13 protein-coding genes and 3 pseudogenes are annotated in these 16075 nt (G+C 58.7%); 8 read left to right on the top strand and 8 right to left on the bottom strand.

The window, feature by feature from the left end; genetic code table 11:
• Positions 1-208 precede the first annotated feature (208 nt).
• Both NJT13_RS07565 and NJT13_RS07560 read right to left on the bottom strand, forming a co-directional pair.
• Entirely contained in the window at positions 209-2479 is a 2271-nt protein-coding gene (locus tag NJT13_RS07565; protein WP_425499792.1) for a copper-translocating P-type ATPase, read from the bottom strand.
• Positions 2480-2581: 102 nt separating this feature from the next.
• Positions 2582-3556 (bottom strand): sulfite exporter TauE/SafE family protein, encoded by a 975-nt coding sequence (locus NJT13_RS07560; protein ID WP_254524951.1) that lies wholly within the window; start codon positions 3554-3556, stop codon positions 2582-2584.
• Between the two features lie 365 nt (positions 3557-3921).
• Between NJT13_RS07560 and NJT13_RS07555 the strand changes: the two are divergent.
• Positions 3922-4974, top strand: a pseudogene (locus tag NJT13_RS07555) (heavy metal translocating P-type ATPase); the annotation flags it as partial.
• Between the two features lie 157 nt (positions 4975-5131).
• Here NJT13_RS07555 and NJT13_RS07550 read toward each other — a convergent pair.
• The 5 genes and pseudogenes from NJT13_RS07550 to NJT13_RS23440 form a co-directional block, all read right to left on the bottom strand.
• The gene (locus NJT13_RS07550) at positions 5132-5686 is read right to left on the bottom strand and encodes a DoxX family protein (protein WP_254524950.1); all 555 of its coding nucleotides are present in this window, start codon (positions 5684-5686) and stop codon (positions 5132-5134) included.
• Between the two features lie 132 nt (positions 5687-5818).
• The gene (locus tag NJT13_RS07545) at positions 5819-6586 is read right to left on the bottom strand and encodes a FixH family protein (RefSeq protein WP_254524949.1); all 768 of its coding nucleotides are present in this window, start codon (positions 6584-6586) and stop codon (positions 5819-5821) included.
• Between the two features lie 123 nt (positions 6587-6709).
• Complete coding sequence (locus NJT13_RS07540) at positions 6710-7225, bottom strand: SRPBCC family protein (RefSeq protein ID WP_254524948.1); 516 nt, start codon at positions 7223-7225, stop codon at positions 6710-6712.
• A gap of 17 nt (positions 7226-7242) precedes the next feature.
• Positions 7243-7485 (bottom strand): hypothetical protein, encoded by a 243-nt coding sequence (locus tag NJT13_RS07535; RefSeq protein WP_254524947.1) that lies wholly within the window; start codon positions 7483-7485, stop codon positions 7243-7245.
• A gap of 522 nt (positions 7486-8007) precedes the next feature.
• A pseudogene (locus tag NJT13_RS23440) lies at positions 8008-8501 on the bottom strand (phosphosulfolactate synthase); the annotation flags it as partial.
• Positions 8502-8788: 287 nt separating this feature from the next.
• On the opposite strand from NJT13_RS23440, the gene NJT13_RS07520 reads away from it, so the two are divergent.
• Together NJT13_RS07520 and NJT13_RS07515 are read left to right on the top strand one after the other, a co-directional pair.
• Positions 8789-10393: a multicopper oxidase family protein gene (locus NJT13_RS07520; RefSeq protein ID WP_254524946.1), complete on the top strand. Its 1605-nt coding sequence runs from the start codon at positions 8789-8791 to the stop codon at positions 10391-10393.
• Between the two features lie 375 nt (positions 10394-10768).
• Positions 10769-11362, top strand: coding sequence for a helix-turn-helix transcriptional regulator (locus NJT13_RS07515; RefSeq protein ID WP_254524945.1), 594 nt, complete (start codon positions 10769-10771; stop codon positions 11360-11362).
• 339 nt (positions 11363-11701) lie between these two features.
• On the opposite strand, the gene NJT13_RS07510 is transcribed toward NJT13_RS07515, so the two are convergent.
• Positions 11702-12469, bottom strand: coding sequence for a sulfite exporter TauE/SafE family protein (locus tag NJT13_RS07510; protein WP_254524944.1), 768 nt, complete (start codon positions 12467-12469; stop codon positions 11702-11704).
• A gap of 304 nt (positions 12470-12773) precedes the next feature.
• Between NJT13_RS07510 and NJT13_RS23435 the strand changes: the two are divergent.
• The 5 genes and pseudogenes from NJT13_RS23435 to NJT13_RS07485 all read left to right on the top strand — a co-directional run.
• Positions 12774-14198, top strand: a pseudogene (locus tag NJT13_RS23435) (5'-nucleotidase C-terminal domain-containing protein); the annotation flags it as partial.
• A gap of 37 nt (positions 14199-14235) precedes the next feature.
• On the top strand, positions 14236-14367 hold the full coding sequence (locus tag NJT13_RS07500; protein ID WP_254524943.1) for a multicopper oxidase domain-containing protein: 132 nt from the start codon (positions 14236-14238) through the stop codon (positions 14365-14367).
• Between the two features lie 229 nt (positions 14368-14596).
• Complete coding sequence (locus NJT13_RS07495; protein ID WP_254524942.1) at positions 14597-14893, top strand: hypothetical protein; 297 nt, start codon at positions 14597-14599, stop codon at positions 14891-14893.
• A gap of 57 nt (positions 14894-14950) precedes the next feature.
• On the top strand, positions 14951-15301 hold the full coding sequence (locus tag NJT13_RS07490) for an SHOCT domain-containing protein (protein WP_254524941.1): 351 nt from the start codon (positions 14951-14953) through the stop codon (positions 15299-15301).
• Positions 15302-15399: 98 nt separating this feature from the next.
• On the top strand, positions 15400-15786 hold the full coding sequence (locus tag NJT13_RS07485; protein ID WP_254524940.1) for a DUF302 domain-containing protein: 387 nt from the start codon (positions 15400-15402) through the stop codon (positions 15784-15786).
• The last annotated feature ends 289 nt before the right edge of the window (positions 15787-16075 follow it).

The following is a 16075-nucleotide window of genomic DNA, read 5'->3' as shown; positions in this document are numbered from 1 at the left end:
CATTCTTGAGCGGGCCATTGCCGCCTATCGGCGTTGACAAGTCCGAGCAACATTGTACGACGATCACTTAACTCCTCGAGAGACGAGGCGAATTCGTCATCGGAAACGGTTGGCATATCCCGGTCCCGGAGAAGATCTATCTGAGGCAGTGGTGGAGTGTTGTCGGCGGGATCGACAAACGTCTCAGTTGCCAGATTCGTCGGCTTTTTCAGTCTGCTAGCTGTGACTTCTGTGGCGCAGACACGCCCGGCAGGCTTGGGAGGTCGAGATCAACGCGACGGAGGAACTGCGCATTGATCGCGACGATCACGGTACTGAGCGACATGAGTAAGGCGCCGACTGCGGGAGAGAGGAGGATGCCGATCGGGGCAAGAATACCCGCCGCAAGTGGCAGTGCAAAGACGTTGTAGCCGGCGGCCCAGACGAGGTTCTGCTGCATCTTCCGATAACTCGCTTTGCTCAGCTTTACGAGGCGGACGACGTCCATCGGGTTGTTCTGGACGAGGATGATGTCAGCCGACTGGACGGCGACGTCCGTCCCGGAGCCAATAGCGATCCCGATGTCGGACCGCGTCAGTGCCGGTGCGTCGTTGACGCCGTCGCCGACCATCGCCACGAACTTACCCTGATCCTGCAGTTCGGTCACCTTCTTGTCCTTGTCCTCGGGCAGCACCTCTGCGAAAACCGTGTCGATACCGAGGTCGTCGGCGACGGCGCGAGCGACGTCCTCGGAGTCCCCGGTCAGCATCGCGACTTCGAGACCGAGTTCGTGAAGCGCGTCCACGACCTGATAGCTCTCGTCGCGAACGACGTCCGCGAGCGCAAATGCGGCGACCGGTTCATCCTCACGAACGAGATACACGACTGTTTGGGCACTTTCACCAGCTCGATCTGCGAACGACGCCAGTTTGGGCGGAATGTCTATCTCGAGGTGTGGGAGGAGGTTTGGTCCGCCAACGTACACTGTTTCACCGTCGACCGTCGCGCGAACACCGCGGCCTTTGACTGCCTCAAAGCTGGTTGCGGTTTCTGGCGTGACGCCCCGCTCGTCAGCGGCCTCGCGAATCGCCTGGGCGATCATGTGTTCCGAATCACTCTCGACTGCTGCCGCGAGTGCAAGTGCTTCGTCCTCCTCGAGATCGCTGACGGTTTCGACGTCGACGATACCCTGCTCGCCCTTCGTGAGCGTCCCCGTTTTGTCGAAGATAACCGTGTCAAGTTCTCGGGCCTGTTCCATGGCGATCCGATCGCGGATCAGCATTCCATTTCGCGCTGCGAGCGACGTGTTGATCGCAACGACGAGTGGTATGGCGAGTCCGAGTGCGTGCGGACAAGCAATCACAAGGACGGTCACGACCCGTTCGATGACTGTGGCGTTAAACGAAACGGCGACGGTCCAGGCGATTGCGGTCACGATCGCTACTGAGAGAGCGACATAGAAGAGCCAGCCTGCCGCTCTGTCGGCGAGCATCTGCGTTTGGGACTTGCTCTCTTGAGCTTCCTCGACGAGGCGCATGATTCCTGCCAGCGTCGTCTCGTCACCCGTCGCACTGATCTGGACCCGAAGGCTCCCGTCACCGTTGATGGTACCACCGATCACCTCGTCGCCTGGTTCCTTCGAAACTGGCCTCGATTCACCAGTAATCATCGATTCGTTGACGTCGGAGTCTCCCTCTTCGACGATGCCGTCGGCAGGAACGCTCGCACCGGGCCGGACGAGAACGAGATCACCTTCGGAAAGGTCACTCACAGGCACCTTTTCGGTATCACCGTTTTCTGTGATTCGCTCGGCGGTGTCTGGGAGAAGTTTTGCGAGTTCGTCGAGCGCACTGGAGGCCCGTCGAACGGAACGCATTTCGATCCAGTGTCCGAGCAGCATGATGTCGATCAGCGTAACCAGCTCCCAGAAGAACGTCGATGCCGTTGGGAAGACGACGCTCGCGAGACTGTAGACGAACGCGACCGTGATCGCCATTGAGATGAGCGTCATCATTCCTGGTGCTTGGTCCTCGAGTTCCGGACGGGCCATCCGGAGGAACGGGACACCACCGTACGCGAAGACGATCACCGCGAACACAGGGTTGATCAATTCACTCCCGGGGAACGCCGGTACTGAAAAACCAAGCCACGCCTGTAGTGTCTCGCTGTACAGGAGGACGGGAATCGAGAGTAACGTCGAGATGAAAAAGCGCCGTCGGAACATCTGCTCGTGGCCCTCGTGCATACCACCGTCTCCTTCATGACCGTCATGACCGCCGTGGTCAGAACCCCCTGAACCATGGCTCGCCCTATGTTCGTACTGTTCGTCGACCTCGCGCTCGCCCTCGTCTGCGTCTTCGGCTTCTTCCTCTAGTATCGACTGTTCGACGCGCGATTCCTCTTCGCCAGCAGGTGGCTGTGGCTCGTCTTTGGCATCGTGGTGGCCACCGTGGTGAGTCGAGGCATCACCGTCGTCAGGTGTCTTCCCGTGATCGTCCATAAGATGCCCTCGTTAGCGCGAGTAGGATCTCACAGAAAATAGGTGTGTGGCTTGCCTGGCGGATAAATCTCACAATTTCTAATCGGAAACAAACGAGGAGTCTCATCCACCCAAGTCGCGGTAGGCTGTTCGCCCTCCCCGATAGACGATTATCGCTGCGAGGACGAACGCAGTCCCGAAAAGAATCGTGATACTGAGGTAGTGGAGGATTCGGATATCATAGGCGTGGCTGATCGTCTTACTCGCTACTGCGATGCTGTCGAGGAGTAGCATCACAGCAAAGTAGCTCATCAGTGCGCTTTCGTCGACAATATCAGTCAATCGAGATCCGACAAAGGATCCAAAGACACTCCCACCGAGCAGTGGGAGTACGACCGAGAAATGGACGGCTCCTTCCTGAAAGTAGCGAACCGATCCGAACGCGCTCGACCCTGCGATTTGAAAGATATCGGTGCCGACGGCTATCGTTTTCGCGATTCCTACTCCATAGACGAGACTGGGGACCATCAGGAAGCCACCTCCAACCCCGAGGAATCCAGACAGAGTTCCGATAGCGACACCGACGAAGAGGATGAGCCAAACGGACACCTGCACACCAGGATGCACCTTGATTGCCGGTGGGAATTGGGTAAGGGGAAACTGCTCGAAAGCTGGTTGACCGCGTCGTTCACCGGAAATCGCGGTGAGGTCAGTGTGAACTCGACGGAGAATGAGGACACCAACTACTGCCAACAGAACAACGTAGGCAATGCTAATGACGAGATCCGATATCCCTCTCCTGGCGAGCCAGAACAGCACTCGCCTGCCGGCCTCAATGCCAACTGCCATCCCGACGATGAGAAGCGTTCCGAGAGTGTAGTTGATGTGTCCAGCTGACCGGTGGGTAACCGCCGCAGCGATGGACGTTCCGAAGACAAATACGAGACCAGAGCCAACAGCAGCTTCGGTGGGGTGCCCGAGCACGAGGAGTGCAGGGGTGACGAAGAAGCTCCCACCCAGTCCGAAGAAGCCGAAGAGAATGCCGACTAGAAATCCAAACCCAACAAAGAATAACGCTTCTGACTCGATAACTACCATTGGTTTTACTTACTTCTAATAGATCCGGAATAGGTCGCTCAATAGGGCTCGATGCATCTGCAGATCGCAACTATAGAAACACGAATGCTGCGCCATCATTAGTGTAGGTACGGGCTGGAACCTGAAATAGGATGCAGCTGCCAACGAAGCTTGGGCGACTCGAGACAGATCGTAGTCCGCCTGTTGGGGAGACAGAATTGGAGGAGAAGAGCATGGCGTTCGTCTACGAATGTTCTGGTTTCTCTCAGGCATGGGCGGTGTACCCAGTGTCCTCAACAGCCTGTACGAGTGCCGTGACGTCAGCGTCACCATCTACATTCGCTTACTCCACCTCACGATCGGCGGTTGCATCGGTCACGCCGGATACGTACAACCCAGCCGAGGCGGGTCTCACAGACCTCTACGACGCCATCAAGGACGCTGGCTATTCGCCCGTCCACGAGGACGCTGAGACCGAAGATGGGCCGGGAGGTGAGGCCCAAGAGGCTGCCAGACAAGAGGAGATCGGACGACAATTGCGGTTGACCTTGTTCGGAGCAGCGCTTTCTGCCCCCTGCTGTTCTTCCTCGTCGAGAAGTTCCTGCTCGGCGGTAGCGTTCTTCCGGAGACGGCCTCCGGCATCGAATTCGGTTGGGACGAGTTCCTATTGGCGACGCCCGTCCAGCTGGTGCTCGGCTGGCCATTCCACAAGAACTCCTATAAGGCGCTCGTCAAGAGCGGCCGCGCCAACATGGACGTGCTCATCGCGCTGGGGTCGACCACCGCGTACGTCTACTCCGTCGCAGTATTGCTCGAGGTGATCGCCGGGGGACTGTACTTCGATACGGCAGTGCTCATCCTCGTGTCCATCACGCTCGGGAATGACCTCGAGGCGAGGCCCGTTCGAAGGGGTAAGCCGACGAGGCGCTTCGGAAACTGCTGGAGATGGAGGCCGAGACGGCTACCGTCATCGACGAAGAGGGTAACGAGGAAGAAATTCCTCTCGAAGATGTCGAGGTTGGTGACCGGATGAAGGTCCGACCCGGCGAACAGATTCCAACCGACGGCGTCGTCGTCGATGGGCAGAGCGCTGTCGACGAGCCGATGGTCACCGGCGAGTCTGACCCCGTCGAGAAGAGCGATGATGACGAGGTGGTCGGCTCCACGATCAATGAGAACGGCGTGCTCGTCGTCGAAGCGACGAAGATCGGGAAAAACACTGTCCTCCAGCAGATCATCCAGACCGTCAAGGAAGCGCAGTCTCGCCGGCCTGACATCCAGAACCTCGCCGACCGCATCTCGGCGTCTTCGTGCCCGCGGTCATCGTGAACGCCCTCTTCTGGGGCGTCATCTGGTACTTCTTCCCCGGCACCCTCGCCGAATTCGTCGAGTTGCTCCCGCTGTGGGGGCTCGTCGCGGGCGGCCCCGTCGTCGCCGGCGCGATGGCGTTCTCCAGCGTGTCAGTGCTGTCGAACAGCCTGCTGTTCCGGCGGTACATCCCTGATCACGACTACGAACTGCTCGGATGACTCCGCTGGCCACAGCTTCCTCGTTCGTTGTTGATCTGCCCCAAGTGGCTACGAACGGTGCTCGAGATCAGCCAAGAAAGTATCCCGTCCACGGGTATCGTTCGATGAGTGGTTCGCCGCGGATTTCGTACTGTTCGATATACGCGTCCAGGCCGAGTATTCGGCCTGCCCCGAACGCGGCGACAGAGAGGAACACGAGCATGTACGCAAAATCTCCGTTGATGTAGCCGTGCGAAACGTCCCAGTTCCCGAAATAAAACAGAAGCATCATGAACGCCCCCCAGAACGCGGCGAGGCGAGTGAGTACACCGAATAGTAGTCCAAGCCCGATGAACACTTCCCCCCACGGGACAGCGACGTTCACGAAGTCGACGAACCATGGCGTGTTCCCTATTGCGACGAACAGATCTGCGAGTGGACTTCCGCTGTTCGGGACGGCTCCAGTCAAATACCCTCCGGCACTGAATTTTCCGGAGAGGACTTTGTCGAGGCCGCTTTGGAAGAAGGCGATGCCCATCATCAATCGAAGTGCCAAGATGAACCAGACACTCAACGTGTGGAGTTTTCCGGTCGCGGTGAAGCCCCAGATGGTGCTCTCCAGCGTTACCTCGTGTGATGCCATATTGTAGAATAGTTCACGAGTATATATTAAGAAGTCACCTTGGCGAGTGATGTCTGGGAACGATAGAACCGTCCTGCAACCGATCGAATGGCTTCGGTGAACGGTTCTAGGGGATTGTCGTTCGTCGTACCGTCAGCGGTCGATCCGAATATCGTGCCGAGTTGTGATGAGTGTCCCGTCCGGTTTCGATTGAAGGAACAGCCGGTATCTCCCGGGCGTAGGAAACTGCGCGCCGAATTCGACACGCCCGCTGTCGGGACTCGTCTCTTTGGGGTGGACGTGCAGATAGGCGAGATCGCCTTCACGGAGCGTAACGAGATGGCCGAGCGCTCCCAGATACGGGTCTAGACGCGACACGGGCTCACCATCACGACTGATTTCGAACGCTAGCTCAACCGGCTCACCGGCGAGGACCTCGTTGGTCTGGAGGTCAACGACGTATCCATCTGCCGTCGCACGTCGTGACGTATCTGAGCGCGGGGCAACCTCCATTTCTCCCGAGACGAAGAGGTCAAATCCAAGTGTCGTCGGTCGACCGTCGACTACGAGGTCGATGAACGCTCGGTAAACACCGGGATCAGGGAGGGAGAACGCCTCAACACGCCACGTTCCATCGGCGTCAAGCGTCGGATGGAGATGCTGGAATCGAGTCAGGTCGCGACGAACGACGATCAAGTGGCCACGCTGCCCGTGAGCCTCGTCGAACTCGGTCACGATGTTGCCATTCGACGTGACGACCTGGAAGCTCCAGTTGAGCGGGTCACCTGGAGTAAGGCGCGTGTCCGTCGGGACGAAGCGGAGTCCATCTGCGTCGACCGAGAGTCCGCCCAATGTAGCGTGTCCACTAGGATTATATCCCTCAGGTGGACTGTGGCTCCCGTGTTCGGAGTGATTCGCCATAGACTAGCAATGGGTTGCTACGGATTTACCGATTGCTTCGATCTGGCGTTGAAAATCGTCTTCTCTGTCGATCCATCGATCAGCTTCCGGTTCACAATCGGGAGATCGACCTATTAGTGGCAATTACGACGTCGGCGTGGTAGCGTCGGAATCGAGCCGCTCTTTGAAGAAGACGAGTTCCTTGTTGGTGTGGTCGTAAAGCTTCGCCTTCCCGTCGAGGAAAGTGGTGAACAACCACTTCAGGAAACGACCACGACGGTTGTTCGGGAAATCCATCCAGACGGCGTGTGACATCCGGGTTCCATCCTCGGTCTCTTCGAGCCGAATGGTGCCGCCCTCGGGAATTCGAACTGTGACGAGGCCGCGAAGGAAAGGATAGTACGCCATCCCCGTCCAAACCGCCACGTTCGGATAATCGATGTAGGAGAACCGACCGTGCAGGTCGGCGTATATGCCGGCGACCTCTTCGTGCTGGTGAAACGTCGCGCCCTCGCGTGGGCGATTGTCAGGCGTGTCGTACTCGAGCCCGTAGTGTTCCTCGGGATTCGACGCCGTCCAGTGGACTGGGTCGGTCACGTACTCCCAGATTTCCTCGGGAGTGGCTTCGATGACGATTTTGGCTTTGTCGGTGACGTACATGGGTGTCTCCGTCTCCCCTAGCGCGCGAAGACGTTGTACAGCCACGCGAAGGGGTACGCGAGGACGAAGCTGATCACCGCTGCCTCGACCATACCCGCAACGGTCCCGACGACGGTCGGCTCGAAGAACAGATGCCACTGTTCCATCATCTCGACCGCGCCCTCATAGACACCGATCGCACCGAACACGCCGAGTAGGAGCATTACGACCGCAGAGACCACAGCCGCCGCTCCGGCGAGTGCCAGTGCATCGAGGTACATCACACGACTAGTCGAGTCCATCTCGTATACGTCTTGGTTTGTGGTAGTAGTACTCATGGTTCGAGATACGCTCAACTCATTTAATCGACTTTCTCTTACTATTCGAAAGCAGGGTCAATTTCGACCGATGCGCGGGAATCGAGTGGAATAAGGACGACACGACATCCGTGTCTGTGTTCTCCTTTTCTCAGATGAGTTAGCAGCGATCAACAACGGGAACCAGTGACCGTCAGAGATCGATATCCAGAGGTGCGGTCTCCGAAGAATAGTCCATAGTCGAGAATCGACTGTATCTTGGAATCCACAGTGAAGAGTGGGAACGACCTTAAATTTTTAAGAGCAATTAATTTGTCTCCCGTCACACCGAATCGACAAGAGACTCCGGTCGGAACGTCACGTAACCTAACCCGTTCTGCTGATTGACACAATGTGTAGAATGAAGGTTCGTACCGAAACTATCGTAGTGAGTGCTGATTGCTGTTGCCCGACAAATATAGAGTCTGGCAACTAGTCATTACCCTTTCAGGTAACGGCCCGCCCCCAGGTGGTTGCCTTTCCCCAGCGGCCAGAGCGCATACATTCCAGTTCGACGATCTGGGAGTTGTCCACAAACAGGTTGATCTCAGAGCTGAAGTTCTTGATGTCTCACTCGAACATCTTGGGGCCCGGCACCTCGAACACGAGATTCTCGATTCCGGTTCGTTCGCGACCTGGTAGGCGACGTCGGTTCGTCGCTCAGTCACCTCCTCAGTGATGCCCTCGGCCTCGAGCATCAGTAACTCGGCGCCGGCATCTAAGTGGCGACGGCTCTCCTCGATGGTCTGCAAGGAGTCCTGTTGGCCCTGCTCCTCGAGAACCTCGGGGTCGGTAGCGCCACCTGCTCAGAACTGGACGTTGATCTCCGGTTTCGGATCGAGTTCGTAGTCACTCGCCACGACTTCAGTCATCCGTACCATGTCGTCGGTCCCAATTGCGAGGAATCCGCTCGAAAGCTCTACAATATCGAATCCGAGCCTGTCGTGAACTGGGCACTGCCCGGCACCGGTGCGGACGGGCCGCCGGCCGATGAATGATACAGCACCGACGAGGCGTTGAACGCCCTCCACGACGTTGGATTGGCGAGCGAACACGAGGCCGCCCGACCAGAGACGGTCCTGCTGATTGCAATGCTCGAGTGACGGTCCGGCAGCCTGCTCGAACGCAGTTTTCGGCCGGGCCGAGGCTGCGTTTCTCAGACGTCAATCGAGGCTGCCATGAACTGAAATGCCCGTCATTTTTCACTGCAGTTGTGGGCGATTCTGTGATGGCCGACAACAATCGAACCGTCCCGCGCCGACAGGTGGTTCGCATCGGCGGCGCGACGCTGGTCGGAATTTCGGGACTCGCGAGCGGAATCGGATCGGCGACCCTTGAGCGGCCTGCACAGGAGGACGACGGCGCCACGCAGCAGGAAACGCTGGCCGCCTCGAGCGAGGAAGTCGACATCGGAGCGGACGAGAGCGTCGAGACGTGGCTGTACGAGGAGCAGTTCCCCGGGCCGGAACTTCGCGTGAGCGAGGGAGAGACGCTTCGCGTCTCGCTCGAGAACGGGTTGCCCGAGGAGACGACGATTCACTGGCATGGTGTTCCCGTGCCGAATCCGATGGACGGCGTTCCGGACGTCACGCAAGAACCCGTCTCGTCGGAGGAGACGTTCGAGTATGAGTACGAGGCGTCACCGGCGGGGACGTACGTCTATCATAGCCACGTCGGGTTGCAACTCGACAGGGGGCTCTACGGACCACTGATCGTCGAGGAGGAGTCGCCGCACGTCGAGTACGACCATGAGTACACGCTGCAGCTCGACGATCACCTTGGGGAAGAGCCGACACTCGATTCGATCGAAGCTCCGCCGAGCGGGAGTGATGAAATGGGCCCCGGCGGGGGACCGGACGGAGACGGAAATAGGACAGATCCCGGCGATGGCGACAGAGGGGGCGGCGGTCGCAGACCAGGTAACGGAATGGGTCATGGTGGTGACAGCGATGGAATGGATCCCGGCAACGGTGGGTCTGACGGCGACCGCAGACCTGGCGATGGGATGGGACCCGGTGACGGCATGGGACCGGGAAGTCAGATGATGAGTCAGCGACCGCCGTACGAGGGACTGCTCGTCAACGGCCGCCTTCCATCGGATCCACCGGTGTTCGAGGTTGAGGAGGGCGAGCACGTTCGACTGCGGTTCATCAACCCGAGCAGCGCCACTACCTATCGCGTCGGCGTCGGCGGCCACTCGCTGACGGTCACGCATGCCGACGGTCGTCCGGTCGAACCCGTCGATGTGGACTCGTTCGTGATGAGCATGGGCGAGCGCTACGACGCAATCCTTGAGGCCGACTCCCCCGGCGAGTGGGCTGTCGTCGCAGAACCCGTCGTCGGCGAAGAGGATCCCGCGGAGGCGAGACTGCGGTATGAAGACGCGTCCGGGGACGAGTCCGCCGAAGGGCCGCAGTTCGACGGCAATGAACTCGAGTATGAGGATCTCGAGACGCTTGAACCGCTGGCTCTCGACGGGGACCCGGATCGAACGTTCGACCTCACGTTGTCGGGCGGGATGATGGGAGGTGCCGATTCTGACGCATGGACCATCAACGGCGAAATATATCCCGACGCTGACCCGTTCGAAATCAGTGAGGGCGACCACGTCCGCGTACGGATGGTAAACCGCAGCCCGGCAATCCACCCGATGCACCTCCACGGTCACTTCTTTCAGGTCGGCGATGCGATCAAGGACACTGTTCTCGTCGCGCCTCACGGCGACCAGGTGACGTTCGACTTCCTGGCGGACAACCCCGGCGACTGGCTGTTCCACTGCCACAATGTCTACCACCTTGAGCGGGGGATGGCTCGCGTGTTCGAATACGACTGACCGGCACCGCCACGATCAGGAGTACAGTTACCGGACCACGATCACGTCGTAGACCGTCTGTCGCGGGCTATCTATCGCGGGCAGACGTCTCACGATGGATGAACTACCAGTCACCTGGCCCTCAAGTCGGGGACGCTGAACGTGAACGGCGAGTACACGCCTACCGAGTTACTCGGGGAGAACGGGAATTCACTGACAAGCCTCGGGGCGTGACCCCGAGGCGGTTGACCTCGAATTCTGTCGAACTCTGTATCGCGATACCGGGTATCGTACCAGGCGACCTCGATTTTTGCTTCGACCAATCACAACTGGTACAGTGATGTCTTGCTTACTCTCAGGTATGAACAAGTACTCCGGTAAATCGAGGTGGAATGGATGAATCGACGGCAAGTCGATGCAGTAGTCGGGCTCCTCGTCGCTGCCATCGTTATCATCGGTGGAGCGCTCAGCTGGCAAGCGTACCAGCAGCAGCGGGCCTTCGACCAGATGGGATCGATGATGGGGACATCGATGGGAGCGGTCCACGGGACGAATCCGCTCTGGTACGTCCTCGGGACACTGCTCGTCGCCGCTATCGTCGGTGGGCTATATTTTGCCGTCCGTGACGATCTCTCAGTAGCTGATGCAAGTGACCAACCGCTGAACGAGTCACCAAGCGCGGCCAACATGGAGGTCAACGGCTCGCCGGAAGGTGACGTTCAATCGGATGGCGCGATGGATCCGGAAGAACAGCCTCGAGCCCGTGTCCTTGATCTCTTGCCGGACGATGAAAGCCGGATTCTCGAACCAGTCCTCTCCTCGCCTGGAATCACACAGATCGAACTTCGGGATCGCTCGGACTTTTCGAAGAGCAAGGTGAGCCAAACAGTTAGCGCCCTCGAGAAGCGCGGTTTACTGTACCGCGAGCGTCAAGGACGGACGTATCGCATCTATCCGAGCGACGACTTGCAGCAGAATCAGGCACACTAGCAATTGTTACCGCAGATCTCGAGCTGCTGGGTCGCACCGACAATGATGACCGCAAAGACGCTCGTGCAGTTGACGAACGACCCCATGAGACCCTCCGCACGAGTGAACTAGAGAAGCAGAATGAAGACGAACGGCAGCTCGAAGGAGAGCACGACCTGCGTGAGGTCCTCAACCTTCTCAGGCTCGACCGCGAAGCGTTTGTCGAGCGGTTGACCGAGAACGCTCCGGAAAAGCCCCGAACTGCGAGATAGTTATCGCCATCAACACCAGCAAAGAGCCATCGACGATGAGGGCGAGGCGACGGAACCCCCTCCCCGAACTGGTGACAGCTGGATGTGGTTAGAGCTCCGGAATCGCCGTGAACAGGAGAATGAACGCGTTCACGGTCAGCAGCGTCAGCACGACCCACTGGAAGATCCGCTCGGGGATGTTATCGAAGATGTAGACGCCGACCCACGCACCGAGGAACACCATCGGGATCGCGATGGCGGCCTCAATTATTAGCGGCGTCGTGACTGCTCCTGTGTACGTGAGGCTCCCGAGACGATACAGCATGAGCGTCCCGAAGAACGCGGTAAACGTAGCCTTCATCTCTTCGTCGCTCCAGAACCCGCTTGCAGACATGAACGCCCCGTAGACGATCATCGGCGGACCGGGGACGGCGACGGCACCGCCGAAAATCCCCGCGAGGAGACCAGCCGTCGCGCCAACTATCTTCCCCGGTCTGTAGTCCTTGTCCTCGATCCAGTCCGTGACGGTATCGAGTTGCTGGGTCGCGCCGACGATGATGACCGCCAGCACGAGAACTGCGCCGATGGCGACGCGCATCTGTGCTTTGTTGAACTGGCTGAACACGTAGATGCCAAGCGGCATCCCGACGACGAGGCCGCCGACAGGGACGATCCACTTCTCCCAGTCGAACGCGTCGCGGACGCTCCACCAGACGCGGGCGTTACTCACGACCGCCGTCGCCGTGAAGATGATCGAGGCGCTCGAAGGCGACCGGAACAGCGGCATCAGACCCATCGATACCTGCGCGAAGCCGAACCCAGCGATCCCGTGAATGACGGACGCGACCAGAATGACGACCGCAGACAACCCCGTCATTACCCAGTTACTCGTCATCGGTACCGCCTCCACGAGCGAGTCAGTGTTCGCATCTGTCCAACCAAGACTATGGCTTCCTGACTTAGGCGAATTCTCCCTAAGAAGCGTAAGGCCAATTTCCCCTCACATTTCGCACCCACCGCTAGAACGCGCGATGAATTTGTTTTGAAAGCTATACTCGACAATTCTCACAGTCTAATCAGACATATGGCAGATCTGGGACTCGTAGCTAGTCTTGCACGGCATTTCGAATTCCAATCACAACTCATGAACAGCCAGAGGTCGTATCTGCAGTCGCGCCACGATAAACGGGAACGAGACACCCGTCAGCGAGTGGCAATCTCTCAGCGGCAATCTGACCAGTGTTGGCGCGGGCGACCCAGACATCATCTTCGCGCACGTAAGCGACCTCCATGGGCAGCTCACGCCACGCTACCAGGTATACTACGAGAACCCGACGTCGAAACCGAACTTCGAGTTCAGAGACGACGACTGTGTCATCAAGCACGGGGGCGGTATTCCGCTCCTCGCAGCCAAACTCGACGAACTCCGCACGGACCACGACATCTGTACTCTGGTGAGCGACGACACGTTCCATGGCTCCGCCGTGACGTCCTACACCGACAGTCGGGCGATGCTCGATCCCATCAACGAGTACATCGACCCCGACGTCTACGTCCCAGGGAACTGGGATTACTCGAATGAGGCCGCCGAGGACGGCAATTTCGTGGAACTGATGGACGAACTCGACGCCCCTGTCCTCGCCGAACAACCTCTACGACTGGGAGACCGACGACCGACTGTACGACGCCGACGAACGCCTCGAGGTCGGCGGTCTCTCCGTGGGCGTCGTCGGGATGACGAACGTCTACGTCGACCGAATGCCACCCGCGGTCTACAGGCGGAGCAGGCCGAGTGCCTCGGGGCTTGACCCCGAGGTGGTTCACGAGTGGAAATACCGCTTCGGCAAACGCCCCGCGTTGCTCGAAGAGTCAGCGCATGCCGCCCATGAAGACGGCGCGGATGTCGTGGTCGCCGTCACCGAGATCGGCTTCCCGTGGATGGAACAGGCCGCCAAGGACTGCCCGAGCGTCGACGCGATGTTCAGCGCGCACACCCACGAATACACATACGACTCTATCGTCGTCGAGGAGACCGAGACGGTGGTCGTCGAGTCGGGGATGGGCGAGGCACTCGGCCGTGTCGACCTCCGCGTGGTCGACGGTGACGTGCAGTTCCGACACCACCTCTACTGTCTCACCGAGGACGGCGAGCACACGCCGAACCGGACGCCGATGGACAGGAGACGGTCGAAGCCGTTCGCGAGCCGTTCTTTGCTGACGACCCCTGGTCCGAGCGGGAAGCCGGAACACTCGACTGTCCCCTCGATACGATCGTCGAGGAGACGAAAACGCCGCTCTACCGGCAGTCGTTCCTCGAGAGTGCGTGGAACATGCTGTTCAACGACGCATTCCGGACGCACTTCGACACCGACCTCGCCGTCTCGCACGGATTCCGGTATGGGACCGCCATCCCGCCTGGCGAGTTCACGCTCGGCCAACTGTACACGTTCTTCCCGATGGCGACACCGCGGGTGATGGGCGTCGCGTACGGCCAGCAACTCACGAGCCACATGGAGGAGTTCCTCGAGGACAACTTCACCCCGTCCTACGACAAGGAAGACGGTCGAGTCCAGAACTCTTCGAACGTCGAGGCACCTCCACGGCCACCTCTTCCAAGTTGCGAACGCTATCAAAGACACCGTCATGGTCCCTGGACACAGAGGGCAGGTACCATTAAATTTCCACGCGGGTAATCCCGGCCGATGGTTGTTCCACTGTCATACCCTGTACCATCTCGACGTAGGGATGGCGCGCGTCGTGAAATACGTCGAGTGACCGGGTTGAAACCCCGGTTCGGGACGATTCACACCGTCGTGTGGTCTTGGTCCTGTCACGGGAGAGAAAGGGTTGAGCGCCAACCTGCCGAATTCAAGCCAAATGAACGGTCCGTTCTCTGAAAAACGATTAGATCGCTCTATAAACGTTCTCGGACGTTCTCCTGGGCGAGTTCACACCCATCGTGATAACTTCCGGCCCGTCCTACGAGTAACCGAGGAGAAGGACAATGACCAACTTCAAACTCGGCCGCTGGCTGCTCGTGGCGCTCGCAATCGTCGGATTCGCGGTCGCCGCCCCCGTGGTTAGCGCACACGGCACCGAACCGGCCGCTGACGATGTGCCTCCGTTCGACGGGACCGCCGACGATTGGGCGGACTGGATGGGGACGCACATGACCGAGCACATGGGCCCTGATGGCGTCGACTGGATGGAGGACCACACGGGTGTGACCGTCGGCGAGATGGCTCAGGACATGACCCACGACAACTACAACGGCGGAATGGGCGGGCAGGGCCACTGCTGACGGCCCCTGACCGTTTCGATCGCTTCAACCAAACACCCCACTCACCAAACCACGACAATGACACAACTCACCGCTCATATCGGACGCACTGTTCGTCAACTCACGATACTCGCTGTCCCGCTGCTGGTCGCGGCGACTGGCACGGCTGCTGCCCACGGTGGCAGGAGCTCCGGCGGCATGATGGGCGGCGGCTGGGGACTCTTCGGAGGAACGATGAGCCTCTGGGGGCTCCTCTGGATGGGGCTACTGCTCACGGTTCCGCTCTATCTAATCTTCGCGCTCGCGAGGCGTCGAGGAGGAAAAACCGACGAACGGCCGCTGTCGGTCCTTCGAGAACGCTATGCACGCGGAGAACTCTCTGACGAGGAATTCGAACGGCGGCGTGAACAGCTGGAACGTGCCGGATGACCCCACTGATCCATTTTTTAACACAGATGAGATATGTTATTCTGCAACGGCCATCTTGGATCCCCACTATTAAGTCCTCCAGCAGTGTATTATTTTGGGTGAGCTATACAATACAAACGTCCGTATCCGGTGAGTTCGATCAGGTGGTTGAGACCACGACCGACGCGCTCAAAGACGAGGGATTCGGCGTCCTTTGCGACATCGACGTGCAGGCGACGCTCGAGGAGAAACTCGGTGAAGAGTTTCGACAGTACCGCATCCTCGGTGCGTGCAATCCAGCGCTCGCACACGAGGGGCTGAACGAAGAGATTGAACTCGGCGCACTCCTCCCGTGTAACGTAATCGTCTACGAAACTGATGACGGCGAAACTATGGTAAGTGCAGTCGATCCGCAACAGCTCGTCGGCATCACGGATAACTCCGAACTTGACTCAATCTCCGAGGAAGTTGCTGACCGATTCGAGCGGGTACTCGAAAACCTGTGAACTGACCGTCGACACGATTGTAAGCACCGCGGTCATTTTCTCCTGCAGTGAGCGATCATCGCCTTCGCCAATCGAGCCAGATCCTGCGCGACACTCGCGCTCTGTATCTCGCAGGCACCACTTGACAGCATTTCGGTAGTTCACGATGCTTCTGCTGAATAGATAGCGCGAATGTGCCACTTGGTGAGAAGCGATCTACGAGACTACTGATCGGTAAGTACAGAATATCCACTAATCACGTAGTCACAGTGATATTACAGCAAATGGGCCACAATTCTCTCATATGATG

It is taken from the genome of Natrinema caseinilyticum (genome assembly GCF_024227435.1).
Lineage (GTDB): Archaea > Halobacteriota > Halobacteria > Halobacteriales > Natrialbaceae > Natrinema > Natrinema caseinilyticum.
The sequence above is the reverse complement of the archived record's forward strand: the minus strand, read 5'-3'. Positions and strand labels throughout refer to the sequence as shown.